Source organism: Ahrensia marina (assembly GCF_042140245.1).
In the GTDB taxonomy this organism is placed as follows: Bacteria; Pseudomonadota; Alphaproteobacteria; order Rhizobiales; family MH13; genus MH13.
The window spans coordinates 342,199-368,666 of the sequence record NZ_CP159483.1; the positions used below are offsets into that span (position 1 = coordinate 342,199).

25 protein-coding genes and 1 tRNA gene are annotated in these 26,468 nt (G+C 56.2%); 15 read left to right on the plus strand and 11 right to left on the minus strand.

Annotated elements, in window-relative coordinates:
• Positions 1 to 24: 24 nt before the first annotated feature.
• The 4 genes from ABWH92_RS01670 to ABWH92_RS01685 form a co-directional block, all read right to left on the minus strand.
• On the minus strand, positions 25 to 1,140 hold the full coding sequence (locus ABWH92_RS01670; RefSeq protein WP_375571565.1) for a GNAT family N-acetyltransferase: 1,116 nt from the start codon (positions 1,138 to 1,140) through the stop codon (positions 25 to 27).
• A gap of 267 nt (positions 1,141 to 1,407) precedes the next feature.
• On the minus strand, positions 1,408 to 2,598 hold the full coding sequence (locus ABWH92_RS01675) for a GNAT family N-acetyltransferase (protein WP_375571567.1): 1,191 nt from the start codon (positions 2,596 to 2,598) through the stop codon (positions 1,408 to 1,410).
• A gap of 16 nt (positions 2,599 to 2,614) precedes the next feature.
• Entirely contained in the window at positions 2,615 to 3,955 is a 1,341-nt protein-coding gene (locus ABWH92_RS01680; protein WP_375571569.1) for a lipopolysaccharide biosynthesis protein, read from the minus strand.
• Positions 3,952 to 4,896, minus strand: coding sequence for a hypothetical protein (locus ABWH92_RS01685; RefSeq protein WP_375571571.1), 945 nt, complete (start codon positions 4,894 to 4,896; stop codon positions 3,952 to 3,954). The genes ABWH92_RS01680 and ABWH92_RS01685 overlap by 4 nt, the downstream gene beginning before the upstream one ends.
• Before the next feature lie 310 nt (positions 4,897 to 5,206).
• Here ABWH92_RS01685 and ABWH92_RS01690 point away from each other — a divergent pair, with 310 nt between their 5' ends.
• The 8 genes from ABWH92_RS01690 to ABWH92_RS01725 all read left to right on the plus strand — a co-directional run bounded on the left by ABWH92_RS01690 (position 5,207) and on the right by ABWH92_RS01725 (position 13,953).
• A complete protein-coding gene (locus tag ABWH92_RS01690) occupies positions 5,207 to 5,824 on the plus strand; it encodes a ribonuclease D (protein ID WP_375571573.1) in 618 nt (205 codons plus the stop codon).
• Positions 5,796 to 6,458: a hypothetical protein gene (locus ABWH92_RS01695; protein WP_375571575.1), complete on the plus strand. Its 663-nt coding sequence runs from the start codon at positions 5,796 to 5,798 to the stop codon at positions 6,456 to 6,458. Before ABWH92_RS01690 ends, ABWH92_RS01695 begins: the two co-directional genes overlap by 29 nt.
• Positions 6,459 to 6,460: 2 nt before the next feature.
• Positions 6,461 to 7,021, plus strand: coding sequence for an LptA/OstA family protein (locus ABWH92_RS01700; protein WP_375571576.1), 561 nt, complete (start codon positions 6,461 to 6,463; stop codon positions 7,019 to 7,021).
• Positions 7,022 to 7,027: 6 nt separating this feature from the next.
• Positions 7,028 to 8,026, plus strand: coding sequence for an LPS export ABC transporter ATP-binding protein (gene lptB / locus ABWH92_RS01705; RefSeq protein ID WP_375571578.1), 999 nt, complete (start codon positions 7,028 to 7,030; stop codon positions 8,024 to 8,026).
• Positions 8,027 to 8,120: 94 nt separating this feature from the next.
• Positions 8,121 to 9,614 carry an RNA polymerase factor sigma-54 gene (gene rpoN / locus ABWH92_RS01710; RefSeq protein WP_375571580.1) on the plus strand — a complete coding sequence of 498 codons (1,494 nt, stop codon included), beginning with the start codon at positions 8,121 to 8,123 and terminating at the stop codon, positions 9,612 to 9,614.
• Positions 9,615 to 9,785: 171 nt separating this feature from the next.
• A complete protein-coding gene (hpf, locus tag ABWH92_RS01715; RefSeq protein ID WP_375574158.1) occupies positions 9,786 to 10,352 on the plus strand; it encodes a ribosome hibernation-promoting factor, HPF/YfiA family in 567 nt (188 codons plus the stop codon).
• Positions 10,353 to 10,448: 96 nt separating this feature from the next.
• Complete coding sequence (gene ptsN, locus ABWH92_RS01720) at positions 10,449 to 10,913, plus strand: PTS IIA-like nitrogen regulatory protein PtsN (RefSeq protein WP_375571581.1); 465 nt, start codon at positions 10,449 to 10,451, stop codon at positions 10,911 to 10,913.
• 160 nt (positions 10,914 to 11,073) lie between these two features.
• Complete coding sequence (locus ABWH92_RS01725; RefSeq protein WP_375571583.1) at positions 11,074 to 13,953, plus strand: EAL domain-containing protein; 2,880 nt, start codon at positions 11,074 to 11,076, stop codon at positions 13,951 to 13,953.
• Here ABWH92_RS01725 and ABWH92_RS01730 read toward each other — a convergent pair.
• The 4 genes from ABWH92_RS01730 to ABWH92_RS01745 all read right to left on the minus strand — a co-directional run bounded on the left by ABWH92_RS01730 (position 13,950) and on the right by ABWH92_RS01745 (position 18,175).
• Entirely contained in the window at positions 13,950 to 14,591 is a 642-nt protein-coding gene (locus ABWH92_RS01730) for a nucleoside/nucleotide kinase family protein (RefSeq protein ID WP_375571585.1), read from the minus strand. The genes ABWH92_RS01725 and ABWH92_RS01730 overlap by 4 nt on opposite strands.
• A gap of 36 nt (positions 14,592 to 14,627) precedes the next feature.
• Positions 14,628 to 17,264: an EAL domain-containing protein gene (locus ABWH92_RS01735; RefSeq protein ID WP_375571587.1), complete on the minus strand. Its 2,637-nt coding sequence runs from the start codon at positions 17,262 to 17,264 to the stop codon at positions 14,628 to 14,630.
• Between the two features lie 264 nt (positions 17,265 to 17,528).
• Positions 17,529 to 17,604 (minus strand) — tRNA-Ala (locus ABWH92_RS01740).
• Positions 17,605 to 17,731: 127 nt separating this feature from the next.
• Complete coding sequence (locus ABWH92_RS01745) at positions 17,732 to 18,175, minus strand: TIGR02300 family protein (protein ID WP_375571589.1); 444 nt, start codon at positions 18,173 to 18,175, stop codon at positions 17,732 to 17,734.
• A 197-nt stretch (positions 18,176 to 18,372) separates the two neighbouring features.
• On the opposite strand from ABWH92_RS01745, the gene aroA reads away from it, so the two are divergent.
• From aroA to ABWH92_RS01780, 7 genes are all read left to right on the plus strand, one after another.
• The gene (gene aroA, locus ABWH92_RS01750; RefSeq protein ID WP_375571591.1) at positions 18,373 to 19,728 is read left to right on the plus strand and encodes a 3-phosphoshikimate 1-carboxyvinyltransferase; all 1,356 of its coding nucleotides are present in this window, start codon (positions 18,373 to 18,375) and stop codon (positions 19,726 to 19,728) included.
• Positions 19,721 to 20,359 (plus strand): (d)CMP kinase, encoded by a 639-nt coding sequence (gene cmk, locus ABWH92_RS01755; RefSeq protein ID WP_375571592.1) that lies wholly within the window; start codon positions 19,721 to 19,723, stop codon positions 20,357 to 20,359. Before aroA ends, cmk begins: the two co-directional genes overlap by 8 nt.
• Before the next feature lie 197 nt (positions 20,360 to 20,556).
• A complete protein-coding gene (rpsA, locus tag ABWH92_RS01760; protein WP_375571594.1) occupies positions 20,557 to 22,287 on the plus strand; it encodes a 30S ribosomal protein S1 in 1,731 nt (576 codons plus the stop codon).
• 157 nt (positions 22,288 to 22,444) lie between these two features.
• On the plus strand, positions 22,445 to 23,413 hold the full coding sequence (locus ABWH92_RS01765) for a S49 family peptidase (protein ID WP_375571596.1): 969 nt from the start codon (positions 22,445 to 22,447) through the stop codon (positions 23,411 to 23,413).
• A 52-nt stretch (positions 23,414 to 23,465) separates the two neighbouring features.
• The gene (locus ABWH92_RS01770) at positions 23,466 to 23,759 is read left to right on the plus strand and encodes an integration host factor subunit beta (protein WP_375571598.1); all 294 of its coding nucleotides are present in this window, start codon (positions 23,466 to 23,468) and stop codon (positions 23,757 to 23,759) included.
• Entirely contained in the window at positions 23,759 to 24,121 is a 363-nt protein-coding gene (locus ABWH92_RS01775; RefSeq protein ID WP_375571600.1) for a LapA family protein, read from the plus strand. The genes ABWH92_RS01770 and ABWH92_RS01775 overlap by 1 nt, the downstream gene beginning before the upstream one ends.
• A 39-nt stretch (positions 24,122 to 24,160) precedes the next feature.
• Positions 24,161 to 25,123, plus strand: a complete 963-nt coding sequence (locus ABWH92_RS01780; RefSeq protein WP_375571601.1) for an ornithine cyclodeaminase family protein — start codon at positions 24,161 to 24,163, stop codon at positions 25,121 to 25,123.
• A 30-nt stretch (positions 25,124 to 25,153) separates the two neighbouring features.
• Here the strand turns inward: ABWH92_RS01780 and ABWH92_RS01785 are convergent, their stop codons facing one another.
• The 3 genes from ABWH92_RS01785 to ABWH92_RS01795 all read right to left on the minus strand — a co-directional run bounded on the left by ABWH92_RS01785 (position 25,154) and on the right by ABWH92_RS01795 (position 26,452).
• Complete coding sequence (locus ABWH92_RS01785) at positions 25,154 to 25,468, minus strand: HPr family phosphocarrier protein (RefSeq protein ID WP_375571603.1); 315 nt, start codon at positions 25,466 to 25,468, stop codon at positions 25,154 to 25,156.
• A complete protein-coding gene (locus ABWH92_RS01790; protein WP_375571605.1) occupies positions 25,465 to 25,866 on the minus strand; it encodes a PTS sugar transporter subunit IIA in 402 nt (133 codons plus the stop codon). Before ABWH92_RS01790 ends, ABWH92_RS01785 begins: the two co-directional genes overlap by 4 nt.
• A 118-nt stretch (positions 25,867 to 25,984) precedes the next feature.
• The gene (locus ABWH92_RS01795; RefSeq protein ID WP_375571607.1) at positions 25,985 to 26,452 is read right to left on the minus strand and encodes an HPr kinase/phosphorylase; all 468 of its coding nucleotides are present in this window, start codon (positions 26,450 to 26,452) and stop codon (positions 25,985 to 25,987) included.
• Positions 26,453 to 26,468: the final 16 nt, after the last annotated feature.

Below are 26,468 nucleotides of genomic sequence, written 5' to 3' on the forward strand. Positions count from 1 at the left end.
TTGCCCAATCACATTCCGTTCAGCTTACGAGATCTTGTCCCGCAGACATTTCACCAGCGGTTTGGCGTTCTCGAATCCATTGAGGATCGCCGCAACAGCGTTCGCTTTCCAACTCGACGTTGCAACAATGACATCTCCATGGGGCACGTCTTCGTTCCAAAGCCCAGCGACGACATGACTGTCGGTTGTGATGGCTGAATCCATGATGTCGCAGTCCTGGTTGGCGTAAAACGCTTCGATCACCAAGTATTCCAGCAAAACGCCGGGCGAGACACTACGGTAGGCCTCATCGATTGCGCCTTTTGGCGTGAAACGGGTGGTCCCGGATTGCATATTGAGGCTCACGGCAATCGGCACATCATCAACAAGCAGCGTGTCGGTTGAGATGAGCTCTTCCTGGCCGTCCGTTGCAAACGCGGCACGCGCGAAGCCGGCGCTCTTGTCCTGGCTTAAAAATGCTGTGCCCGCTTCGCCTTTCCAACCGGCCGCCTCCATCTGCAGGAAGTCTTCCAATCGCGCAGCAACAGCAGCTTGATCCGTAACATGCTCAAGCCGCACCTCACCCTTTTCGCCAAGACGGCGGAGATTGCGCCGGATGTCTTTCACGCGGCGCTTGGAGAGCACCGTTTTGACATGGTCTTCGAAACCATCATGGGCGCGCGTCAAGAAAGGGCGATCATACCGATGAATCGTGCGAACCCTTCGACCTGTCGCTTGTGCAACCTCTTTAATGAGACGGGTTACATCGCTGCTCAAATCTATATGACGCAGCACGCAGGCACCAGGAACACCTTTGCTGCCCATTGTTTCCAGCCAGGCTTTGATCAGATCTGCGGGCTGATCCTGCGCGATAAGCGGAGCACCATTGAAATGATAGATATTGAGTTCTGAGGTCCATACGCCAGGCACTTTCAATCCGCTCAGTTTCAGAGGGGAGTACGGAAACACAGCTGCCAGCTTGCTGGCGCGTGACACCTTCACAGCAGCGCTTTGGGAGTCGTCCAACCCGGCATCGAGGCCCGCTTTCACATATGATGGGTGGAGAAACGGATTTTCGGTGAGGGGGTGCGTCAGGAGTTCTCGCCAATCCTCAGCAGACTGCTCAACCAGATCCCTCATGGAAACGTAGGCGATATCCATATCCCATGCCCCTTACACAACTGCCCTGCGTTAGGCGCCTATGAGACAACATTGCGCTGAAGATAATACTAAGACCGCTGCTCGCAGTAGAGGTGTGAAGGCATGCATTCCGCAGCTTTTTCTAGAAAAGCGAAGACGATGATCGGAAAGGTGGAAACGGATCGCCGACCAAAGCAATTCATGCCCACATGACCTCTCGCTGCCCGTCGGCTTTGAGGCCACGCTAACTTACGCGCCGGTTGGTCGACTACTGGCGAAAAGCGGATCCTAGGTTATCTTGTCGCGCAAACGTTTGAGGAAAGGCTTGGCGTTCTCAAAACCGCTGAAGGCCATAGCAATTGCATTTGCTTGCAAGGGCGATCTGGCAATGATGATATCCCCGTGGCTGACTTCTTTGTTCCATATCTCGGTGTGAATATTGGCGCTCACTGTTGTTGCTGAGTCCATCAGTTCGCACGTTTGCTCCTGATAAAAAGCTTCGATGACGCGGTATCGGAGAACAACGCCCGGTGAAAATTTTCGATACTCTTCGTTGAAGGCGCTTTTGGGCGTGAAGCGCACATCGCCAGCTTGAAGGTTGATACTCAAAGCGATGGGTACCTCATCAAGAAGCAACGCATTGGTCGAGACAAAACCCTTATCGCCATCGGTCGCATAGGCGGCTCTTGCGTATGCAGCGGTTGATGGGTTGTTCAAAAATGCTGTTTCAGCTTCGCCCTTCCAACCACTTGCTTCCAAATGCAAGAATTCTTCTACTCGTTGTGCGACCAAGTCTTTCTCAACGGCTCGCTCAAAGCGTACATCACCCACTTCTGAGAGACGACGTATGTTGCGACGTAAGCCTTGAATTCTATTCTTGGAAAAAACCGCCTTGATGTGTTCATCAAACCCATCAAATTCACGGGTTAGTCGACGACGTCTGTGTCGAGGGATGACATGAAAGCCGTAACCGGCTTCGCCAGCTAGGCTGACCACCAAAGCTGCGAACTCTCCCTCCAAGTTGATGTTGCGCATCACCCACGCGGCAGAGGCGCCTTTTGTGCCAAAAGCGCTGAGCCATGCTCGCAACACCTCTGAAGCCTTGTCGCGTGAAACAAGTGGCGCACCGTTAAAGTGATAAAGGTTGAGCTCAGTGGCGACGGCAGCAGGGATGCTGATGCCGCGAATATGAGCCGGCCTGGATGGAAACAAGCCCTCTATCCGACCGTTGACGGACACAACAACGGCGTTGTTCCCTCGTCCGTTCAAGCGGTTATCTATGCCAGCTTTGACCAATGCGGGATGCAAGAACGGGTTTTCCACCAGGCTACGGTGCAATAGGTCACGCCAGTCCTTGCCCGCGTGATCGACCAATGCAGCCAAAGGCTCGCAGTCAACCTCAACGCGATGCATAATCGGGTTTTCGATTGAGCTGACGGTCTGATGGTCAAACGCCACCGTGTTGGTGTCGAGACTCATGCCGAGTTTTCCCAACTCAATGTGATGCGAACCCGAAGCCGACAGGCAGCAAGAGGCCGAGATTACGGTAAGCAAAAAAAGCGAGCAGCATGTCACGCAGAACCAGCGCTAAGCTTGTAATGCAGGCTGCTGCAACGATGCCGAACATGGGTACAAAAATGAGATAAAGCGCCAGTGCCACCAGAAGCACGACTATATGAACAAACGAGCAGACGCGTTCCTGCCCCAACATGTTGAGGACATCTTCTCCGGGGCCGAACAACGCAGATGCCACAAGGCCGCAAGCCAGAATCACAACAATTTGTGCGCCTTCGCCATAGCTCGGTCCAAAAAGCGACAAGAGCCAGGGGGCAGCAAGCCCGATAGCCAGCGCGATAATGGCTGAAAGCACAACATTGGCCAACGATGCCTTGGCAATCAGACGCTGCAACCGGAAACGATCGCCGCGTGCGTGATGGGCTGCGTACTTCTGAGCGGTAGTCGCCGTTACGCTGTAAGGAACATAATCGAGGATCTGTGAAATACGCGTTGCGGCAAAATAAGTCGCAACAAGTTCTGGCGCCACAAAAAGCCCAAGGATAAGAACATCGCCGTTTTTGAACAGCAGCTTGGTCAAGTCGATGCCAGCCATTGGCAAGGCGGTCCAGAACCATGACGTCCGATGATAAACTGGACTGGTTTTGCCCAAAGCACGTCGCAAGGAGCGGTGGAGAAGGCTTGCCTGAAGCACCAGCGTCACAACAAGCCCCGTCAGGGTGAAGCTGAGTAGGACAACCGCGTTGGCATCAAGTCCAAGAACAACAACCAACGCAATGCCGATGATGACGGCTACATGTCGCGTAAGATAAGACGGCGCGATGCCTCGAAGCGGCTTGTCCAAACCTCGTGAGATCGCCTCAAGGTAATCTTGCAGTGTGAGGAGCGGCATGAAAAGCAGCACCATCGTTGCAAGTGTCACCGTCACGTCTGGCAAATCGAAAAAGCCACTATGGACGGCGACCAAACCCGTTGCTGCGACAAGGAGACTTGTACCGCCTGAAAGCGTGATCACAAAGTACAGCAGACCCAACGCACGGTCGGTCTCACCTTTGACGGTGTAGGAAGAAAGGTACCGGCAAACGAGCTGGTTCGTGCCCAAGGTCGCAAAGTGACCGAGGATAAGAAGCCAAACGAGCGCTAACGCGTAGCGACCAAAGTCTTCGGCGCCGATCAGGCGTGAGGCCAAAACTTGTGCGACAAACGCAAGCCCCGCGGCCACTATACGCACACCAATTACCATTGGTCCTTGGCCAATGAATGGCCGCATAAAGGCAGGAAAGCGCGTCATGACCTGCGATGGGGCGTAGGCTTGGGTCACGCTTGAGCCATCCCATTGTTCGCATGCAATGGAACCAGGAGACCAGGAGCAGACATATCAAGCTTGAAACGCACCTTGCGCTTGAAACTCTGACGTTTTTGCATCCCGGAAAGACGCCAAAACGCAGTCAAACCGAACTTAGCCCAGGCATTCGGGCCATAAAGATCGGTTGATTTTGGAGTCCAACCAAAGGATCGCAGAACGCTGTTACCGTAGTGCACAGCAAAGTGACGACGGATTTCAGGGGTCCAGTGTTCCGTCGTCAAGGAAACGTTGAGACAGTCTTTGTTTTCCACCCGATGCGGCCCATTGAGCGGCCAATGCAGCATATCGCCAGGCTTGAGATCGAAGACACTCGCGTGCTCATCGAACCAGGGTTCGTAGCCGATCTCTTCCTCAGTCACACCACGGATGATGCCTTCAAGGTCAGAGGCGTGCAAGAAAGGTGGTCGGTTGGGATAGATGTAGATGCGCTTTTCACCGCGGATCTGCCACAGCGACTGGCCTGGCACGTCAGCGTGATAAAAGACCTGCGCATTCGGGGATGAGATCAGCAGACCCATGCTGTTGCGGTAGACGTTCAAGTCGCGAACGTGAACGCCGATGGACGCAAACATCTCGTCAAGCAGATCGCCAAACTCTTCAGCCGTCTCATTGATTTTGGTGAGATTGATCCAAATACGCCCTTGCCCAACTGCCTCGATGAGTTGTTCGCCGCTTAGATCGCCACGCTGGCAGTAAGACCATGTTGAGACATCATCACCCTTCGGACCCATCGTATTGATGGCGATCCGGTCTTCTGGGATACTGTCAAGCAACGTCGCCAAGCCATCATTTGTGAAGGTCGAGCGTTCGTGCAGATTGTGTTTGAGCGGGAGAATATGCTCTCCCCAGAGTGTTGCTTTCTGTTCGTCGAAGTTGGTGAAGACAGTGTCGCGCATGGTTGTGATCCGCCTGTTTGAGCGTTCGCTCGTGTTTTGATGAGCTTGTTGCGCACACTTGTCGCGGATTTGTGCTTTGAAATGGTTACGTAGACCGAGCGATCGTCCGGTAGCGTAACGAGAGCGTTAACAGCCCGTGGACTGGATCCATCAAAACACCGACATCGAACTCTCTGCCCTCGCAGACCAAAAACTACTTTAAAGCAGCCATCTATGGCGGCTGTATTAAGCAGCGCCACAATGCCTATTGGACCCATTAACCTGCGCTTGCTATGCACGCGGCCACGCACACTTCTCGCCGGACAACACAATGACAACCATCCGATTGCATATGGGCGACCTGCCCTCGCTTGACGCTTACGGCGATCATGTCGCCATCGATACCGAAGCCATGGGCCTTCACCCTCATCGCGACAGGCTTTGCGTGGTCCAGCTATCGCCTGGCGATGGCACGGCCGATGTTGTCCAAATCGCGAAAGGACAGACCTCGGCACCCAATTTGGAAGCGCTGTTGGCTGATCCGGCACGGACCAAGATCTTTCATTTTGCGCGCTTTGACGTTGCGCTACTGTTCAAGTCTTTTGGCGTCATGACAACGCCTGTTTTCTGCACCAAAATCGCCTCTCGGCTGACGCGGACTTACACCGACCAGCATGGATTGAAGTCGATTTCAAAGGAGCTTCTGGGCGTGGACATGTCCAAACAGCAGCAATCGAGCGATTGGGGTGCCGACACTCTCACCGAAGCGCAGCAAGCCTACGCAGCCTCCGATGTCCTGCATCTGCATGCGCTCAAAGCCAAGCTTGATGATATGCTTGACCGCGAACAGCGCCGCGAGCTTGCAGAAGCTGCTTTCGGTTTCCTTCCCACACGCGCCAAACTTGATTTGTTGGGTTGGGGTGACAGCGATATCTTCGCCCACTCGTGATCGCGTCACGGCGCCAGCGAGCCGTGCCGATGCATTCACCGCTGCGCGGCGCCACTCCGGAAGGGTCCGTGCGCTGCGCTTCATCGTGCCCGCTGCTGGCGTGGTTAGCGTTGTCGTGGTCCTACTCGGTTGGTGGTACTCAACCGCGACGGTGCCTGACCTTGATATTGCTGATGTTACCGTCACCGATGAAGGCATTGCCATGGATGCTCCGGTTTTGCGTGGTGAGGATGAAGAAGGCCGCCCGTATGAGCTGCGCGCCGCCGAAGCCTTCCAATCTCTTTCCGTGGATCCGGTGATCATCATGCGGCAGTTGGAAGGCGAAATTACCATCGATGATGATGAGCAGGCTTTCATCGTGGCACCGCAAGCACGCTTTGATAGCGGCAGTCAGAAACTGGTGTTCGAAGAGGGCGGGGTCGAACTGCGCCTCTCTTCCGGCGGGCAGGCCTATCTGGGCGTCAGCGAAGTTGATCTTGAAAACGGCACATTGCGCTCGCAAGAGCCGGTACGCATCGCCAATGACGAGGTCACTCTGGATGCGGGCGGTGTTCAAGGATTTGACGGCGGTGAACGGCTCCTGTTTACCGATGGTGTGCGTATGGTGTTCACACCAGCACGGGATGGGACATAAGCATGCGCGTACTACCGATGAGATGGTTGTCTTGGGTGCCCCTGGCGTTCTTTGCGCTGGGCGCATCGATTGCGAGCGCACAAACGCTGGCGGACGGTTTGAGTGGTTTCTCGCAGGAGGCTGATGATCCCATTGAAATTGAAGCGGATAATCTTGAAGTGCTTGACGCGCAGAACGTGGCGATCTTTCGCGGCAATGTTGAAGTGGTGCAGGGCACAGCCACATTGAGCACACGCGAACTGCGGGTGCACTACCAATCAGGTGGCGAGGGCGCCATTGGACCGACCAGCAACCAGGGGCTTCGCCTTTTGGAAGCATTTGGTGCGGTGGAGATACGCTCTGAAGATCAGTACGCCGCTGGCGAGGAAGCGCGCTTTGACTTCATTACAGAGATTATCACGCTAACTGGCAGTGTGATCCTCCAGCAGGGCGAAAACCTCGTGCGTGGCCAACAACTGGTGGTTGATCTTAACTCCCGAGAGAGTCGGCTGGATGCAGCGCCGTCCACCTCATCAGGCTCTGGTCGGGTGACAGGTGTGTTTGTGCCCGGTGGAGCTCAGTAAACTTTCATGCGCTTCATCAATACATCTCTGGCCAAGCTTGGTCGCACGCTTGATAGATTTCCAGATCCGTCGGCTATGCTGGTGCGCTGGGGGATCTTACAGCCGCGAGACCCGCTGGACAGGCTTGGCCACGACTTTGACAGACTGATCTCGCAGACTGCGACACCGACGGCGAATGGCGGTGCCAACGGACACAAAAATGGGGGTGCTAACGGGACCGATTTGGTCGACGAGGACCCTTTGCCGTTTGAACCTTATGATGTCTACGACCATCCGGTGATCGGTGATGCTCTGGTCGTCCAAGGTCTGCGCAAGGCCTACAAAGGCCGTGTGGTGGTACGCGATGCTGGCCTCACTGTGAAGCGGGGGGAGGCCGTTGGCCTGCTTGGCCCCAATGGTGCAGGCAAGACCACGATCTTCTACATGATCACCGGTCTGGTACTTCCTGATGCAGGACAAATCCATCTGGATGGCAATGAGATCACCAAGCTGCCCATGTATCAGCGCGCGCGCCTTGGCATCGGCTATCTGCCGCAGGAGGCGTCCATCTTCCGCGGCATGACGGTTGAAGAGAACATCATGGCGGTGCTTGAGCTTGTCGAGCCGGATGCCGACAAGCGTCAGTCTGATCTTGAGTCGCTACTCGATGAGTTTCAAATCAAAGCGCTGCGCAACACGCCCTCCATTGCTTTGTCAGGCGGTGAACGCAGGCGCTGTGAGATCGCCCGGGCCTTAGCCTCGCGACCGGCCTTCATCTTGCTCGATGAGCCATTTGCAGGTGTTGACCCTATCGCCGTCAATGATATCCGCGCCCTGGTGCGTCATCTCACCACGCGCGGGATCGGCGTTTTGATCACCGATCACAATGTGCGCGAAACGCTGAGCCTTATTGATCGCGCGACAATCATTCACTCCGGCACCGTGCTGACTGAGGGCACGCCGGATGCGATCGTTTCCAACGCAGAGGCACGGCGGCTTTATCTGGGTGAAAGCTTCTCGCTCTAGGCGTCGACGCTAAGGCCTTATCAACCTCTTCAAAATCCTCGTTGGCATGCAGCTTGCTTGGTTGGCGCGAAGCAGTTTACATCGGCGCATGGGAATGTCGCCGAAACTTGTCCTGCGCCAAAGCCAGTCACTGCAAATCACCCCGCAGTTGATGCAGGCGATCAAGCTGTTGCAGCTGTCCTCGTTGGAGCTGTCAGCCTTCGTTGAACGCGAGTTAGTCCAAAACCCATTGCTCGAGCGCGATGACCCAGATGACAATAGCCTGGACATCGTACAAAGCGATGATGGCCCTTCGCCCTCCAGCGATGATGAACGCCCGGACTGGACATCGGATCAGTTGGAGACCAGCACGCAATCGGTCGCGGACAATCTGGATACCGCGCCGGAAAACGTTTTTCCTGAAGATACGCCCACCGGTCCAGCAACAGCAGGCCTTGGTAGTATCAACGGGGCCGGTTTGGACGAGCGGCCCGATTTTGATGCCTTTGTAACCCGCGAGATATCGCTGCACGAACATCTCAGCGAACAGATGACGATGGCCATCACCGCGTCAGATGATCGATTGATCGCGACCATGCTCATCGATGCCATTGATGAGAATGGCTATGTACAGGGCGCGCTTGAGGATTTCGCTGAACGTCTGGGAGCAGGCCTTGAGCGCGTTGAAACTGTCCTGACCACGATCCAAACCTTCGATCCCATTGGGGTAGGCGCGCGTTCCCTTTCTGAGTGCTTGGCGCTTCAATTGCGCGACAAGAACCGCTTTGACCCAGCGATGCAGGCACTAATTGATCATCTAGAGCTTGCCGCCAAGCGTGACTTTGCCGGGCTTAAACGCCGATGTGGCGTGGACATGGATGATCTTACCGAGATGTTGGGAGAAATCCGGGCACTGGATCCCAAACCTGGCAGAGGCTTTTCGAGCGCACCCGTTGAAACCGTGATCCCCGATATCTTTGTGCGCGAGGAACAGGGTGGCACCTGGGGTATTGAACTCAACCCTGAAACCATGCCGCGCGTTCTGGTGAACCGAACCTACTATGCCCAGATCGACCGTGCGACATTGTCGGTTGATGAAAAAAGCTACCTCTCAGAACAGCTGCAATCGGCAAGTTGGCTTGTCAAAAGCCTTGATCAGCGCGCGCGCACGATGATCAAGGTCGGCAAGGAGATTGTGCGCCAACAAGATGGCTTTTTCGCTCACGGTGTCGATCATCTCAAACCCCTGACGCTGCGCCAAGTGGCCGACGAGATTGAGATGCATGAGTCGACGGTCAGCCGGGTGACCTCCAACAAATACATTGCCACGCCACGTGGGGTGTTTGAGCTGAAATACTTTTTCACTGCCGCCATTCAATCGGCCGATGGTGGCGATGCCCACGCTGCCGAAGCGGTGCGTCAGCGGATCAAAAAATTGATCGATGCAGAGGACCCCAAAAAGATCCTCTCCGATGATCAACTTGTTCAAGCGCTGAAAGACGATGGCATTGATATCGCCCGGCGCACTGTGGCGAAGTATCGCGAGTCGATGCGCATTGCCTCTTCAGTGCAACGGCGGCGAGAAAAACGGGCTGCAATGCCTGCGTAACCGGGCCTGTCTTCCTTTGATGTCCCTCAACACATCTGGTGGCCCAGATTGTACCCTGGCGCCAGCACACCTTATGGGGACTTGGCGAAGCACGCATCGCGTGTCAGCCTGTTTCCACAAACACCCACGAAAAGGCGCGCTAAGCGAGCCTTTCGAAGAAGGAGAATGGCCATGAGCCTGCGAATCACCGGAAAAAATATGGATATCGGCACGGCCCTGCGCGGGCACGTGGAAGACAAGCTTTCCGATGCCGTAGCGAAGTATTTTTCTGGCGGCTATTCAGGCCATGTCACGATGGAGCGTGAAGGCTCTGGTTTTCGTACCGATTGTTCCATCCATCTTGATTCGGGTGCCGTCCTGCAATCCACGGGCCTGTCGGTCGATCCACACCAGAGCGCAGACCAAGCTTCGGCGCGCTTGGAAAAGCGTCTACGGCGTTACAAGCGGCGCCTCAAAGATCATCATCAAGACAAATCCGAACGCGAAGCATTTGCCGCAGCCAACTATGTAACCTTCGCCAGCCCAGATGAAGATGAGGAGCCGGCAGACGACTTTGCCCCGACAGTCGTTGCGGAAACCGAGGCGCAATTGAAGACATTAACCGTGGCAAGTGCGGTCCTTGATCTTGATTTCTCCGGCGCACCAGTGGTGATGTTCAAGAACGCGGCAACCGGCCACATCAACGTGGTTTATCGGCGTAGTGATGGAAATATAGGCTGGATTGATCCCGCCGCGTAGGGTAACGCGACGCCCTGAAACGTTTTTCTCACGCGCCGTGTACCCTTCAGCGATCCTGTGATCGGTTGGGTTGGCGTGGATGGAGCCACTATGGGTATGGACCTAAGCGACCTGGTTGCACCGGACGGTGTGATCGCCTCGCTCAAAGCAACGTCGAAAAAACAGGCCCTTCAGATGCTGGCCGCCAAGGCGGCCGAGCTGACGGGCCTGCCCGAGCGCGACATCTTCACAACCCTTTTGGAACGAGAGCGCCTGGGCTCCACCGGCGTTGGGCATGGTGTGGCCATTCCGCACGGCAAACTGCCCGAGCTTGACCGTGTGGTTGGTCTCTTTGCGCGCGCTCACAACCCTCTGGATTTTGAGGCGCTCGACGAGCAACCGGTCGATCTGCTGTTTCTTTTGCTTGCACCTGAGGGGTCTGGTGCGGACCATCTTAAAGCCTTGGCGCGCATAGCACGTGTGCTGCGCGATGAGGTTCTGGCGGAGAAGATCCGTTCAACCGACCACGCGACCGGCATTTATGCCGTGCTCACTGGTGATGCGCAGTCTGACGCTGCTTAGCGGTTTGACACTTTGAAGTCTCTCAGAGCGCAATGTTTTATTTACCCTGCTAATAAAAAAGCTTCTCTAGTGCCTTAGTGTCTTAGGACGCTTCACTTTTTCTTAGATGAACAGGTCATAGTATCTCTGAAAGCCTCAAAGGCTTGGTCAGGGCGACTGTATGACTGAAGATCGCACACATATCGAAAGCAAACTGCGTTGGCGCTATACGCTGCGATACTTGTTGGCTATGTGCCTTATTGGAAGTTCAATTGTCATTGGCGCCCAACAGACGCATCAAATTCTCGATGTCAATCGCCAAACCGGTGAGATTATCAGTACTGCCGGTACGCAACGCATTCTTTCTCAAAGAGTTGCATTGCTGACCGAGCGTGTTCGCAATGAAACGCTTGATTATCGTCGTGACCGTGCCTTGCGCGAGATGCGCTCAGCCATCGAGCGTATGGAACAGGCGCACATGTACCTGACCAATGGCGCCGATGGCCGAACTGCACCTGCGAGCCTGACCCCTGCTCTTCAGCATCATTATTCTCCCTCTGGCAGCGGCTTGGATGGAATGATGAGGGGTTTCATCCGGACCTATTCAGCTTTCGTGGAGGACCCAGACGGGCTGTACGAAGCTGTCACGTTCCAGCGAATGAACGCTGAAAATGGCCTGCTGACACGACTTGATCGGGCTGTTGACCTCTACGCTCAGGCAGCCGACGCAAAAATGTCCAATGCCATGCGTACACATGGCATGTGGGTTTTGATTTCGTTGGCTTTGGTTGCATTCGCGGCCTTCATGATTTTCCGGCCTTTAGCCCGCGACGCGGCGAAAGCTGTTGCCAATATGGGTGCTGCGTTGGACGAGCGTGCTGCCCTGCTGTCGCGGTCGTTCAAGATCGCTAAGATGGGTCATTGGCGCGCGATCAACCCCGAGGCTGACCCCTTGTGGTTGTCGCAAGAGTTGCTCGACATGTACGATATGGAGCGCAAAGAAGGCTTTGTGCCGCTCTCGATGATCCAGCAAGGCGATGTGATCGACGAGGGCACATCGATTGAAGACAATCTTCAGCACACTGCCTTCAAACGAACCTGGGAAACAGGCGAGCCAACCGTAGCGCGCTCGAAATATCGCAAGCCCAACGGCGAAATCATCGACATGCTTGTCCACATGGAAGCTGAGTTCGGGCCCAGTGGCGAGGTTGTCGGGGTTGTTGGGGTTATCAAGGATGACACTGCCGAAGCCGAGGCAGATCGCGCGTTGATGCAAAGCTATGCCGTGATTGAAGGCAAGTCGCGTGACCTAGTAGAGGCCCAGCGTTTGGGCAAGCTCGCCACATGGCGTTGTTGTTTGGACACCGGCACTGTGGAATGGGATGAGCGCGCATTTGAATTGATGCGGTTCGATCCCGCAGACTTCCAACCGACAATGGAGAGCGTGCGTCGGTGCTACATTGATGGCAGCCGCGAACGACTGGTAGCGCTTAGTGAGCGTGTGGTCTCCACGGGGCAACGCCAGAGCGACACGTTCCGTGTTCAATGCGGCGATGGCAGCGTGATTGATCTTTATCTGCGCTCCACCCTTGAGTGCGACGCGGATGGCAACGCCATTGCGCTGTTCGGGACCATGCAGGATGTCTCCAAAGAACGGGCGGCAGCCCGCGAGCTGGAGCAACTGGCTTACTTTGACAACTTGACTGGTCTGGCCAATCGCACCTTGTTCACCCGTGAGTTGAAGCGAGTCAGTGATGCCTCACGTCGGCACAAGGACAAGGCGGCACTTGTTCTCCTCGACCTTGATCACTTCAAAGAGGTTAATGACACGCTTGGACATGAAGCCGGTGACCAACTTCTTGGTATTGTTGGCCAACGCCTCTCCAATGTAGTGCGCAAGGACAGTTTCGTTGCCCGCTTGGGCGGCGATGAGTTTGCCGTCATTGTCGAAGGCGATATCAGCCAACAAACGCTAGACAGTCTTTGCGCGCGCATCATAGAAGCTTTGGCGCAACCGGCTGCTTTGTCGCTGGGAACAGTGCAAACCAACGCAAGTGTTGGTGTTGCCCTGATGCCGGATCACTCCGGTGACCCTGATGAGTTGTTGCGTTTTGCCGATCTTGCGCTTTACGCCTCCAAAGAACGCGGACGTGGGCGCGCGACCTACTACAATGAGCATTACAGCGAAGCGCTCAGCGCCCGCCTAACTATGGCTTCTGAGGTGCGCTCAGCGCTCGATGAGGCCCGTTTTGAAGTGCATTATCAGCCCATAACCGATGTCCAGAACGGCAAAGTGGGCGGCTTTGAAGCGCTGCTAAGGCTGCCCAAGCCGGATGGTGGTTTTGTGCCGCCAAGCGAGTTCATCGCGATCGCGGAAAGCTCTCACCTGATTGCTGATCTCGGATCCTTTGTCCTGCACTCAGCCTGCCAAGAAGCGCAGTCATGGATTGATGAGGGACAGCCCGCCCGCTCCGTATCGGTGAATGTATCTGCAGCGCAGGTGTGGCACGGTGATCTTGAACAGGTTGTCGATAGCGCACTGGAAAAATCCAAGCTGGACCCAAGCCTGCTGTGCATTGAGTTGACCGAGAGCGTGTTTGCCGCCGAGAGCATCGATCGTCTGAATGGCATTTTGACCCGCTTGAACGAGCGCGGCATTCAGCTGGCACTGGATGACTTTGGCACCGGCTACTCCTCGCTTGGCTACCTCAATCAATTGCCTTTTGACACGCTGAAAATCGACCGAACCTTCGTTTCGGGCGCCAACCAATGCGTGGAGAAGCGCAAATTGCTGCGCGGTATTGTAAGCCTTGGTAAAGGCATGGATTTGAAAGTCACCGCTGAAGGCGTAGAGACCGAGGATGAGCTTAAGCTTGTTCGCCAGCTTGGTTGTCATTGCGTGCAGGGCTGGTACTTCAGCAAAGCACAGCCAGCCAACCAAGCGGCGGTGGAAGCAGCTCGAATCGAAGCATTGGGTATGCTGCGGCAGCTAAATCCCCAGGAACGTCAGCGCCAGCATCGAGATGCTGTTATGGATGCGCTGTTGCGGCGTTCGGCCTAATCGGCGGCCTTGTAAACGAGGTCAGCTGGTCGCGATTGGGCAACCACAAAGCGAGCATTGGGTAAATCGTTTTCAGCGACGCGGCGTTGCCCCTCTTCAGCCGAAAACCCGTGGATGCGCCAGCGTTCTTCAAGGCGTGACTTAAGCTCGTCTTCATCCACATCAATCTGGATGGCTAAATCATAGAATGGCAGCAGTTGGTCCCAAGGTGCCTGGTTCAGCAGCAAATAGTTGCCTTCGACCAAGATTGTCTGCACCGAGCGATCAATGACTCTGGCGCCTGCTCGCGAAAGCTCACGCGTACGATCAAACAGAGGCACGGCGATCTCTGGCTCTTCATTGGCTGCAAGACGCTTGTGCAAGGCGATCAGTCCGCCAACGTCAAATGTGTCCGGGGCTCCTTTGCGTGCCAATCGACCGCGGTCGCGCAGAACATCATCATCGAAGTGAAAACCATCCATCGGAACGATGGCACAGGAACCTGATTGGGCCTGGTTGAGTCGTTCGTACAACGCTTCGCTGATCGTCGATTTTCCACTGCCTGGAGGTCCAACAATGGCAACCAGGCGCCTGGGTTCGGCTTCGGTTGTTGTTAGAGCGGTCAGCAGATCGTCAAGATGCGTTATATGTGCAGTCATGTTTGATGTCTGACATCAACCAGCTGTGATCTCAACCTATGCCGCGGCGCGCCAACGGTTCTCACGCACAAAATCGATGAATACATCTGAGGGCATCGGCTTGCCGAGCGCATAGCCCTGCAAGGTGTCGCAGCCTAGCTCGCTCAGGATCGATACGTGATCCCTTGTCTCCACACCTTCGGCGACGACTTTGATACCCAGCGACTTTCCAATCTCGATGATGGAGGCCACAAGCTGCCGTTGGCTCGTCGATGATGTGATGGGCGCGATCAGTCGACGCTCGATCTTCAATCGTGCTGGCTTGAGCTGCAGAAGGCTGATGATTGATGCGTAGCCAGTGCCGAAATCGTCGATTTCGATATCGATACCCATAGCGGTCAGGCGCTCAATGTTGCTGGCGACGATCTCGTCTTGGTCATCAAGAAAGATCAATTCCAACAGCTCGAACGACAATTCGCCTGTCTTGATCGGAAGGCCATCAAGTCGATCAATCAGTTCTGGGTCTTGCAATTGGCCTGCAGACACATTGACCGATTTTTTGGGTATGGTGATGCCATTGGCTTCCCAACGGGCTGACTGCCAAAGGGTTTGCTCTAAGATCGCGCGATCAATAAGCGGAACAACATTTAGCTCCTCTGCAGTGCACAAGAACGAGTCTGGGGCCAGCAAGCCACGCTTGGGATGCTGCCAACGAGCAAGGGCTTCCACACCAATAATATCAAGTGTTTGCGCATCAAACTGCGGTTGGAAGTAAGGCAGGAACTCGCTGCGCTCCAAGCCGCTCAAAATCTCATCGGCCAACTTCTTGTTGGAGAGGATTTCGGCTTTCAACGTTGCATCGAAAAACTCAAAGCGATTGCGACCCTGGTTCTTGGCTCTATAGAGAGCAATGTCGGCGTTGATCAACAGTTGCTTGGCCGGCACCGCATCGTCGCTGGTGTTGACGGCGATGCCGACGCTCGCGCCGAACCGACATTTGTGGTTCTCATAGGGTACTGGCTGGCGCATCTGCTCAACGATGCGCCCGGCCAAGGCCGACAAAGCGTCATTTTTGGTGGATGTCATAACCGCGATGATGAACTCATCGCCCCCAACCCTGGCCACCAAATCATTTTCGCGGCAGTTCTCTCGCAGCACGTTGGCCGCGTGAGTGAGCATGGCATCCCCGGCAGCGTGCCCAAGCGTATCATTGATATGCTTGAACCGATCCAGATCTATGTGGATCAAAGCTGATGGAGCTGTCTCGGCATCGTCTTTGAGCACTCTTTCATCGAGAAAACGACGGTTGGGTAACCCGGTCAAACTGTCATGGAGCGAGTTGTGCTCCATCTGTTGACGCGCGTCTTCGAGCTCTCGGTTTCGGGTTTCTGCGCTTTGGTTGGCCTCAATCAACCGCGTCTTAAGCTGCACATCATCGGACACATCCCAGTTGACGCCCAAAACGAGCGTGTGACCAGATGGATCGAGATGGGAGGCGCCAATGGTGCGTATCCAACGCGTTGTGCCATCGGCCTGCATGACGCGAAAAACCGAATTGTACATACCTCCGGCCGCGATCGCTTCGTCGAACTCTTCAACAGCTTGGTCGCGGTCATCTGGGTGCAGCTTGTCCTTCCAATGCTCCACGGCGTCCGGGGTCACATCGTCAGGTATGCCGTAAAGCTCGCGCATGCGCTGGTCCCACTTCAGGTGACCTGTATCGATGTTCAGCTCCCAGACACCGATTTTCGACGTCTCAAGTGCTAGTTTGAGACGGCGGGAGAGGATCCGCATCTCTCCTTCGCGGACCGCCAGTTTGCGGATATGGGCGCGGTGCTGATCGTAGAGATAGCCTGCAAAAACAATTGGCAGCATCACCATCAGCATTGCAGCGGCAAGGGCGGCACGGAACTGAAGAGCGTTAGACGGGATTTCTGGCCACCCATCGCGCGGGATCGCTGCGATGCGCCAACCGCCATTTGGCAGCGACACTTCCGCCTCTACAGGCTCTTGTTTGAGGACCATGCCATCGCCGAAGAAAACCGTATCATCGGAGAGGTCCGCGTCGCGCCCCATCAGGACCAACTGGATCGGTAAGTCGTCGCGCATGAGACCACTGTCGGTGTAAAGCTGGTCAACATCAATGACCGCAGAGATCAAGCCCCAGGCCCGATCACCAGCCGGCCCACCTTCAACAAAAACTGGGAAACGACCAATAAAACCCTGCCCGCCTTGGACAAGGTCGATCGGCCCAGCCAAAACCATATGCCTGGCTTGCATGGACGCCAACGCTGCTTCGCGTTGGGTGGGGTGACGCAAGTAATCAAGGCCAAGGGCCTGTTCATTTCCAATCATCGGGTAGATCATCCTGATCACCAGATCAGGGGCTGCGGCAATGCTGCGCAACTGGGAGTGCTCGCCAATCAGTTCTGAGGCGATCCGTTCAAACTTAGCTTGGTCAATGTCAGGATCCGATGCGATCACGGCGACAAGTCCACGGACCAGCTGAATGTTGCTGATGATGTTGCTTTCAAGCGCAGCACGCACAGCCCCCAGATGCTCGGACACTTCCGCCCTAGCCTGCTCGCGATAAAGCGCTTGGTTTTGGTGATCAGCAAAGTAACCAACCCCAATAACCACAGCCAGCGCGAGGCATGCTGCGATCAAACCCGGTCGGAGATGTATGTGTGCCACTGGACCACCTTTGACATCAAAAGGCAGCATTGCTCAAAAGACCTGCAGGACTTGAGAAAACGCCGCCTATTGGCCCAATAGCAACAAGAAAAGGCTAAGAAAGCGTATCTTCTTGCGCTGGCTAAGATTTAGCGCAAGCAAAGAATGTAATTTGCTCTACTAACACTTTTAGTTGTATTGCTTAACGTATCGGGCGTAAGATGAAACGGCCCTCTCAGCGCTTGCTAGCGCCAACGTTTCCATATCAGCTTTTGTGAAAAACCTTGGTGGAGCCAAGGGAAATCGAACCCCTGACCTCTTCGCTGCCAGCGAAGCGCTCTCCCAGCTGAGCTATGGCCCCATTAGGGTCCGCGCGGCATGTTCGATAAAACGATTGGCGCGCGGGCGTTCGGCGTCTTTACGTCAGGCTTTTCGGACGGTCAACCGCTTCACGAACCGTTGAACCACCCGGCCATCATCGTTAGGCCCTATGTGTCGTCGTCGTCACGTCCGGCGACGACGGCAACGGCAGGATCTGAGTCCTCGTCATCATCTTCCAGGAACGTGTCATCATCAGCATTCACGGCATCATCGCCGTCAATATCGGTTGTGTCGATGTCGGGGATAACGTCGGCGTTGTCGTCATCCTCATCATCATCGTCCAACGAACCTTTTGGTTCAGCGTCTTCCAGTGACACCACTTCAACGTCACCGGTGTCCTCGGCTTCAACCTCAGCGGTCTCCGCCTCGTCCTTGTCCGTTTCTTGGGGTTCCTCGTCCGGTTTGGTCGTTTTCTTTACCGTCAAATCGAAGGCAGAAACCGGATAGGAAATGCCGGTGTAAGGCGAAACCACCGGATCACGTCCAAGATCATAGAACTTCTTGCCCGTTTCGGGGCAGATGCGCTTTGTGCCCAGCTGTTGTTTGGCCACGCCAGAACCTCATCGTATGTTCGTGCAATCGGGGCGCCGCGCCCCACGCTTTGGAAACGGCGTGATAGACACGGTTTACGCGTCAAGTCAAAGCCGAAAAGTGGATGGTCAATTGTCGCTGGGCAATTGCACCGACCGGTTAGGCTTGTCATAAGGCCTCGCGCCTACCTCCAACCCGGCACAGTCGAGGCCTTTTCATGGACGCATCCAGCGGCCCCCAACCCCTTCGTTCTCACCACACCAAAACGCTCAGCGGCACCGTACGTGTACCCGGTGACAAGTCGATGTCCCATCGAGCCCTAATTCTAGGCACCTTGGCGCGCGGCACCACGCGCATCTTTGGATTGCTTGAAGGCGAGGATGTATTGGCAACCGCTGATGCCATGCGTCAGTACGGCGCCAAGATCGCGCGGGATGAGGATGGCACTTGGCACGTTGACGGCGTCGGCGTTGGCGCCCTGCTTGAGCCAAGTGAAGTGATTGATTGCGGCAATGCCGGTACGGGGGTGCGGCTCATTATGGGTATGGCCGCAACCTACCCGTTCGCTTCCACCTTCACCGGCGATGGGTCTTTACGCAAACGCCCAATGAAGCGTGTGCTTGATCCGTTGGAGGAGATGGGCGCGCAGGTTTTGGCCCGCGATGGCGGGCTTTTGCCGCTGACCATCCGTGGCAACGATACACCCCTACCCGTTACCTACACGGTGCCAATGCCCTCGGCTCAGGTGAAATCGGCGGTGCTGTTGGCAGCGCTTTCCACCCAAGGCACAACCACGGTCATTGAGCCGATCCCCACGCGCGATCATTCAGAACGCATGATCAAAGGCTTTGGCGGCGATCTCACAGTGGTTGAGAATGAGGATGGATCACGGACCATCACTGTTGAGGGCGGCAAAGTTCTGCAAGCGCAGGACGTGACCATCCCGGCTGACCCCTCATCCGCTGCCTTTCCTCTGGTGGCAGCTTTGATCGCACCCAATGCTGAGGTGGTGATCAAAGATGTGATGCTGAACCCAACACGCACAGGTCTCATCGCGACGCTGCAGGAGATGGGTGCGGACCTCACCATCACCAACCGCCGCACTGAAGGCGGAGAAGAGCTGGCCGATATCACCGCAAGATCGTCACAGCTGAAAGGTATCACGGTTCCAGCAGAGCGTGCGCCGTCCATGATTGATGAATATCCGGTGCTGGCGGTTGCTGCCTCGTTCGCTGAGGGTGAGACGCACATGCCAGGGCTTCACGAGCTTCGAGTGAAGGAGTCTGATCGATTGGCCGCAGTCGTCGATGGGCTGACCACCAATGGCGTGCATAGTGAGAACGGCGAAGACTGGCTCACCGTAACCGGTACACCAGGGGCTGTGCCTGGCGGCGGCACAGTGATCACCCATTTGGATCACCGTATCGCTATGGCCTTCTTGGTGATGGGTCTTGCCTCACAACAACCTGTGACAGTGGATGATGGTCGTGTCATTGCGACCAGCTTCCCAGCTTTCGGAGGGCTAATGAGCGGCCTCGGCGCCTCTTTCACCAGGCTCTCCAACCATGCCTGATGCGGTTGTGATCGCCGTGGATGGACCTGCCGCGTCCGGCAAAGGCACGATTTCCAAACTGTTGGCGCAGCATTTCAAACTCCAGCATCTGGATACCGGGTTGCTCTATCGCGCGGTTGGATTGGCGATGCTGCAGAGCGGCGGCGATCTGGATGACCCATCTGCTTGCGAGGCAGTTGCCAAAAAGCTTGATCTCACTGCGCTCGACCCTGACGTACTCGCCCAACACCATGTGGGTGAAGCGGCCTCAAAAGTGGCTGTGCACCCACCCCTGCGTGCTGCCTTGTTGGAAGCTCAGCGCAGCTTTGCAAACGTCGAGCCCGGTGCTGTGCTGGATGGCCGAGACATCGGCACAGTGGTTTGCCCTGGTGCACAGGCCAAGCTTTTCATCACCGCAAGTTTGGAAGCACGCGCCAAGCGGCGACACGCCCAAGCGGTCCAGAAAGACCCTTCAGCTTCGTTGGAAGCGATCAGCGCCGATCTTGCCAAGCGCGATGCCCGCGATGCCGGTCGCAGCAACGCCCCACTAGCGCAGGCTAACGATGCCCTGTTGCTCGATACCACAAACTTGGGTATAGACGCGGCGTTCGAGGCCGCGCGGGCTTTTGTGGCATCTAAGCTGCACGCCTAAGCCAATCGAACAGAACTGGCCTAACACGTTACGCCCTGCACACACCGCGCCCCTGCCGGTTGAAGCCTTTCGCTCTTCCAGCACGCATCGTGCAGCTGCCCTTCCTACTATGGGCTTTGGCAAGCGTTGATGGCTTTGACCAACACCAACCATTGTCGGCCACTGGGCTGACCGGGCGCAGGAAAGAAAAGACATACATGGCTATGACAGACACGAGCGCAGCCGCGTTCGAGAGCGAAGATTTTGCAGCTCTTCTTGAGGAGAGCTTTGATGGCAACGACGTCCTTGAGGGTTCCGTTGTCAAAGGCACAGTGATCGGCATTGAGAAAGATCTCGCCGTTATCGATGTGGGCCTGAAAACCGAAGGCCGCGTGCCTTTGAAAGAATTTGGCGCAGGCGCCAAAGAAGGCGGCATTTCCGTCGGCGATGAAGTGGAAGTTTACCTGGAGCGTGTTGAGAACGCGATGGGTGAAGCTGTTCTCTCGCGCGACAAAGCCCGCCGCGAAGAGAGCTGGGACAAGCTGGAAGTGGCGTTCAACGCCAATGAGAAAGTTACTGGCCAAATCTTCAATGTGGTCAAGGGTGGTTACACCGTTGATCTGGATGGCGCCGTAGCCTTCCTGCCTCGTTCGCAGGTTGATATCCGCCCAGTTCGTGACATCCAGCCGCTGATGAACACACCGCAGCCGTTCCAGATTCTGAAAATGGACAAGCGTCGCGGCAACATCGTTGTCTCGCGCCGCGTGGTGCTCGAAGAGAGCCGTGCCGAACAGCGCCAGGAGCTGGTGCAAAACCTTGCCGAGGGTCAGGTGATCGACGGCATCGTAAAGAACATCACCGAGTACGGCGCTTTTGTCGACCTTGGCGGCATCGATGGTCTCTTGCACGTCACCGATATTGCATGGCGCCGCGTGAACCATCCTTCGGAGGTTCTTTCCATCGGTCAGACTGTCAAAGTCCAGATCGTGCGCATCAACCACGAGACTCACCGCATCTCGCTGGGCATGAAGCAGCTGGAAGCTGATCCATGGGATGGTATTGAAGCCAAATACCCTGCCGGCGCGCGTATGACCGGCCGCGTCACCAACGTCACCGACTACGGTGCATTCGTTGAGTTGGAACCAGGCATTGAAGGCCTGATCCACGTTTCAGAAATGTCCTGGACCAAGAAAAACGTGCACCCCTCCAAGTTGGTCTCCACCAGCCAGGAAGTGGATGTGATGATCCTGGAAGTGGACCCCAACAAGCGCCGCATTTCGCTTGGTCTGAAACAGACCCTTTCCAACCCATGGGATCACTTCGCAGATATGTTCCCAGCCGGTTCGGTTGTTGAAGGCGAAGTGAAGAACAAAACCGAGTTCGGTCTGTTTGTTGGCCTGGAAGGCGACATTGACGGCATGGTTCACCTGTCGGATCTCGACTGGAACCGTCCGGGTGAAGACGTGATTGAAGAGTATGAGCGCGGCCAGATGATCCGTGCCCAGGTTCTGGACGTCGACACCGACAAAGAACGCATCTCGCTTGGCATCAAGCAGCTCGGTGATGATCCGTTCGATGCGGCTTCAGACACCGTGCGCCGCGGCGCTGTGGTGACCTGTGAGGTGACGGTGGTTCAGGACAATGGCGTGGAAGTGAAGATCGTTGATACCGATCTGACTGCTTTCGTGCGCCGTTCTGACCTTGCCCGCGACCGTGATGATCAGCGCCCTGAGCGCTTCTCGGTTGGCGATCGCTTCGATGCGCGCGTCACCCAGTTTGATCGCAAGACGCACAAGGTGTCTGTTTCGGTCAAAGCGCTGGAGATCGCCGAAGAGAAAGAAGCCGTGGCACAGTACGGGTCGTCAGACTCCGGTGCATCACTCGGCGACATTCTCGGCGCTGCGCTCCAGAGCGGCCAGAGCGACGACGACGAGAAAAAAGACTCTTAAGGGTCTGCTTCTCTCGCATAGATTGCAAAGCCGGGCCCTTGGGTCCGGCTTTTTTGGTTGCGGCGTCCTGCGGCCTTGTTGCTGTCACGGCAAGCTGCTAGCCAACGCCTAATACTTCTCTCAACCCAGTCGACGTAGCAAACGGAGCCCGCCTTCGATGAGCATGGACAGTATGAACGCACAGTCGCTCGTGGAACGCCGCAAGCTTCGCCGCTCACGCAGTGTTTGGCGTGCGCTGGCGGTGCTTTTGTTTGTTGGCGTGATCGTTGGTCTGCTGGCCCAGTTCACCGGCGTAGCTGATCGCTTGGTTGGTCGTGGAGAGCATGTGGCGCGCGTCGAGCTAGACGGTTTTATCGACTTTGATGATCCCTTCATTGCTCTTTTGGAGGACCTTGAAGAAGACGATGATGTGAAGGCCGTCATCCTTGAGATCAACTCACCTGGCGGTGTCGCTGTCGCGGGCGAGACGGTCTACACGCAGCTACGCGCCCTTGGTGAAACCAAGCCTTTGGTGGCGGTTATTGAAGGCATTGGAACTTCGGCGGCTTATCTGGCGGCAAGCGCCAGCGAACATATCGTTGCGCGCAACGGATCGATTGTTGGCTCTATCGGCGTTTTGGCACAGTTTCCCGATGTTTCTGAGCTGCTCGATACCGTGGGCGTCGATATGTACGAAGTGCGCTCCGGCGAGCTGAAAGCCCAACCGTCAATCTTTTCACCTCCTAGCGAGGAAGCGTTGGCCGAGTTGGAGCAACTGATTGCTTCAAACTATGATTGGTTTGTTGATCAAATCGAAGAGCGTCGCGGCCTTGACGGTGCCGTGATCCGCGGTTTTGAAGGCACGGTTTTCACAGGGTCACGCGGCGTTGAAATGGGTCTGGTCGATGCCATCGGCGGCGAGGATGCTGCGATGGCCTATCTGACGGAAACCCACAGTCTTGATACAGAGATGGATGTGCTGAACCGTCGGCCGGAACGCCCGATGTCACTGGCAGGACCAACAGCCATAGCACGGCTTGCGTTCGGCCAAGGCGGACAGGTCACACTGGATGCCGATGGCATGCGCGAGGCGCTACGCGATGCAATGCTGCTTGACGGCATCCTGTCGCTTTGGCACGGTCGTTAACGGCAAAAATCCGGGTCTACCGGGACTTACAGGGCATCTCTAGAGGTACGGAATGATCAAATCGGAGCTTATCCAGCGGATAACGGAACGCAATCCTCACCTCTATCAGCGCGATATTGAAAATGTTGTTGCCGCTATTCTCGACACCATATCAGATGCCTTGGCGCGTGGTGACAGGGTAGAGTTGCGTGGCTTCGGTGCTTTTTCGGTCAAAAATCGTCCCGCCCGTGTCGGTCGCAATCCGCGCACTGGCGAGCAGGTGCAAGTCGATGCCAAAGCCGTTCCGTTTTTCAAGACCGGCAAGGAAATGCGCCAGCGCCTCAACCCCGGCGATGAGGGCGCTTGATGCTGGGTAAAGTTGCCCACCGCCTTTGGACCGTTTTGATTGTTCTACCGCTCGCGGTGGTGCTGATCGTTTTCGGCGTTGCCAATCGGCAGGTTGTTCAGATTTCGCTTGATCCTGTCGCGACCGATGCGCCGTGGTTTGCTGTTTCGGTGCCACTGTTCGTGGCGCTTTTTGGCGCTCTCATCTTAGGCGTTCTGATTGGCGGTATCGCGACCTGGTTCACCCAAGGGGCCTATCGCAAGGAAGCGCGGCAAAAGAAGATGGAAGCCACAAAGCTCGCGCGCGAGCGCGACGTGCAAAAAGAGCAGTTGAACAAGCTGTCTGGCGCGCGTGCTTTGCCGAGCCCCGCCTCGCTTCGCTAGACCTGCCTTCAACCTCAGTGACGTAAGAGGCGGCTGACCATGCGGATCATCACAGCCGCTGACATTGCCGAAGTCGCAGATTTTCGCGATCTGGTGGAAACTCTGCGCGAGACCTTTCGCCATCCGCCAGTCGCTCCTATGCGCCACCACCACACAATTGAACGCCCTGGTGATGCGCCTGATTCAACGCTGCTCATCATGCCCGCTTGGACCGACTTCGCCAGCCAAGGCAGTTCTGCCAAAGGCTACACAGGCGTTAAAATCGTTTCTGTTGTGCCTGACAACAAGCTGCGCAGCTTGCCAAGTGTGGTCGGCGCTTATCTGCTTTTGTCAGGCGAAAGTGGTGTGCCGTTGGCGCTGCTCGATGGTCAAGCGTTGACCTTATGGCGTACGGCAGCTGCCTCCGCACTGGCCTCGGCCTATCTGTCGCGGGCGGATTCCTCCAAGCTCTTGATGGTGGGCGCTGGTGCTCTGTCGCCCTATCTCGTCCGTGCCCATAGCGCGGTGCGCCCCATCGACCATGTGCTGATCTGGAACCGGGCAATGGAGCGCGCGGAGAAGGTGGCATCGCGACTGTCTGATCTGCCTGCGCGCGTGTCTGTGACCGATGACCTGGAAGGGGCCATACGCGGCGCGGACATCATTTCCTGCGCGACGATGAGCGAGGCGCCGCTGGTGCAAGGTCAGTGGCTTTCGGCGGGACAGCATGTTGATCTGGTGGGCGCATTCAAACCGACCATGCGCGAAAGCGACAGCCACGCCGTTTCGAAGGCTCGTGTTTTTTGTGACACCCGCGATGGCGCGTTGAGCGAGGCTGGCGACCTTGTGATCCCGATGGCTGAGGGACGGTTCAGCGCTGACGATGTGGCTGGCGATTTGTTCGATCTTTGTCGCGGAGAGCGGGCGGGCCGCAGGTTCTATGACCAAATCACGCTGTTTAAATCGGTCGGCACAGCAGCTGAAGATCTGGCGGTTGCCGCCCATGTTTTTGCGCGTGCTTAGCAGCTCAGGTGCTTGAACGGCGTCGAGATCTTAGTCTTCTTCGCCAAACCCATCATCGACCAGCGCGCAGACAGCATCGAGTGCCTCGTCAGCCTGTGGGCCCGTCGCATCGACTGTGATCTCGCAGCCAGGCGCGGCGGCCAACATCATGAGCCCCATGATCGAGGTTCCACCCACCGATTGTTCGCCCTTGGTCACGGTGATCTCAGCATCAAAGCTTTCAGCCAATTGGACAAACTTTGCCGAGGCGCGCGCATGCAGGCCTCGTTTGTTGCGGATCAGCACATTACGTGGGCTCGCAGAGCCAGCAGACGTTGCGGTTTGGGCGGCTGCTGTTTCGCTCATCCGGCGTCCAAAATCTGGCTGGCGACAGAAATGTACTTGCGGCCTGCCTCGCTGGCATGGGCCACGGCATCAGCCATCGCCATGTCACCGCGAATGCTTGCAAGCTTAACCAACATGGGCAGATTAACCCCAGCCAACACCTCCACCTTGGAGTCATCCATGATGGAGATGGCGAGGTTAGACGGTGTACCGCCGAACATATCGGTCAGCACGATCACACCATCACCCGTGTCAGCACGTGCAGCGGCTTGAACGATATCGCTACGGCGCGCTTCCATATCATCGTCTGCGCCAATGCAGATGGTTTCAAGCTGAGTTTGCGGTCCAACGACATGCTCAAGCGCGGATTTGAACTCCAGCGCCAGGTTGCCGTGGGTAACAAGGAGAAGACCGATCATGAGGCCCTTAAAGCATCGGTGAGGAGCATCTCGCCCCTAAGGTGCCGCGCATCCTTCACCCGTTTTGTGGCGATGGCAAGGGGCATTGGGAGGGATTTCGGTGCATTGTGCGCCCCTGCTAACTGCGCAGCAAGGTAGCCGCCGTACGCACCAGAAGCATCTGGTGTGCGAGGTCACCGATCGGCACCGCAACGTGACCGAGTGTTTGGTTTACAAGGGTCGTTGTGCGGGCATCTGGAAGGCGTTCAATATCGCTCACCGGCACCAGATCAACGAGAAGGGCCAGCGGCACCTTTTCGCGCCAAGGCAGGCCAAGGATGCCGATGCCACGCACCTCGATACGCCCCGGCAGATTGGGTGCCGGCGAGGCTAGAAGCTGCTCATCGGCGTCAAGCGTGATGTAGTCATCACCAATCAGCGCCGTATCGGCCGTTGTTCTGGCCCCCGCTTCGTTTGAGGGCCGGCAACCCGCGGCCTCCAAGAGGGCATAGGTGAGACGAGACTTGCCAGACCCTGAGGTGCCACGGATCACAACACCAACACCATCCAGCACCAAGGCGTTGGCATGGATCGGATTGGCGCTCATGCCGGATAACCTCGGT

Bases quoted from the DNA above. Each gene is read 5' to 3' on its own strand.
- ABWH92_RS01670 (WP_375571565.1), bottom strand. From the start codon at position 1,140: ATGGATATCGCCTACGTTTCCATGAGGGATCTGGTTGAGCAGTCTGCT.
- ABWH92_RS01675 (WP_375571567.1), bottom strand. From the start codon at position 2,598: ATGAGTCTCGACACCAACACGGTGGCGTTTGACCATCAGACCGTCAGC.
- ABWH92_RS01685 (WP_375571571.1), bottom strand. From the start codon at position 4,896: ATGCGCGACACTGTCTTCACCAACTTCGACGAACAGAAAGCAACACTC.
- ABWH92_RS01690 (WP_375571573.1), top strand. From the start codon at position 5,207: ATGACAACCATCCGATTGCATATGGGCGACCTGCCCTCGCTTGACGCT.
- ABWH92_RS01700 (WP_375571576.1), top strand. From the start codon at position 6,461: ATGCGCGTACTACCGATGAGATGGTTGTCTTGGGTGCCCCTGGCGTTC.
- lptB (WP_375571578.1), top strand. From the start codon at position 7,028: ATGCGCTTCATCAATACATCTCTGGCCAAGCTTGGTCGCACGCTTGAT.
- rpoN (WP_375571580.1), top strand. From the start codon at position 8,121: ATGTCGCCGAAACTTGTCCTGCGCCAAAGCCAGTCACTGCAAATCACC.
- hpf (WP_375574158.1), top strand. From the start codon at position 9,786: ATGAGCCTGCGAATCACCGGAAAAAATATGGATATCGGCACGGCCCTG.
- ptsN (WP_375571581.1), top strand. From the start codon at position 10,449: ATGGACCTAAGCGACCTGGTTGCACCGGACGGTGTGATCGCCTCGCTC.
- ABWH92_RS01725 (WP_375571583.1), top strand. From the start codon at position 11,074: ATGACTGAAGATCGCACACATATCGAAAGCAAACTGCGTTGGCGCTAT.
- ABWH92_RS01730 (WP_375571585.1), bottom strand. From the start codon at position 14,591: ATGACTGCACATATAACGCATCTTGACGATCTGCTGACCGCTCTAACA.
- aroA (WP_375571591.1), top strand. From the start codon at position 18,373: ATGGACGCATCCAGCGGCCCCCAACCCCTTCGTTCTCACCACACCAAA.
- cmk (WP_375571592.1), top strand. From the start codon at position 19,721: ATGCCTGATGCGGTTGTGATCGCCGTGGATGGACCTGCCGCGTCCGGC.
- rpsA (WP_375571594.1), top strand. From the start codon at position 20,557: ATGGCTATGACAGACACGAGCGCAGCCGCGTTCGAGAGCGAAGATTTT.
- ABWH92_RS01765 (WP_375571596.1), top strand. From the start codon at position 22,445: ATGAGCATGGACAGTATGAACGCACAGTCGCTCGTGGAACGCCGCAAG.
- ABWH92_RS01770 (WP_375571598.1), top strand. From the start codon at position 23,466: ATGATCAAATCGGAGCTTATCCAGCGGATAACGGAACGCAATCCTCAC.
- ABWH92_RS01775 (WP_375571600.1), top strand. From the start codon at position 23,759: ATGCTGGGTAAAGTTGCCCACCGCCTTTGGACCGTTTTGATTGTTCTA.
- ABWH92_RS01780 (WP_375571601.1), top strand. From the start codon at position 24,161: ATGCGGATCATCACAGCCGCTGACATTGCCGAAGTCGCAGATTTTCGC.
- ABWH92_RS01785 (WP_375571603.1), bottom strand. From the start codon at position 25,468: ATGAGCGAAACAGCAGCCGCCCAAACCGCAACGTCTGCTGGCTCTGCG.
- ABWH92_RS01790 (WP_375571605.1), bottom strand. From the start codon at position 25,866: ATGATCGGTCTTCTCCTTGTTACCCACGGCAACCTGGCGCTGGAGTTC.
- ABWH92_RS01795 (WP_375571607.1), bottom strand. From the start codon at position 26,452: ATGAGCGCCAATCCGATCCATGCCAACGCCTTGGTGCTGGATGGTGTT.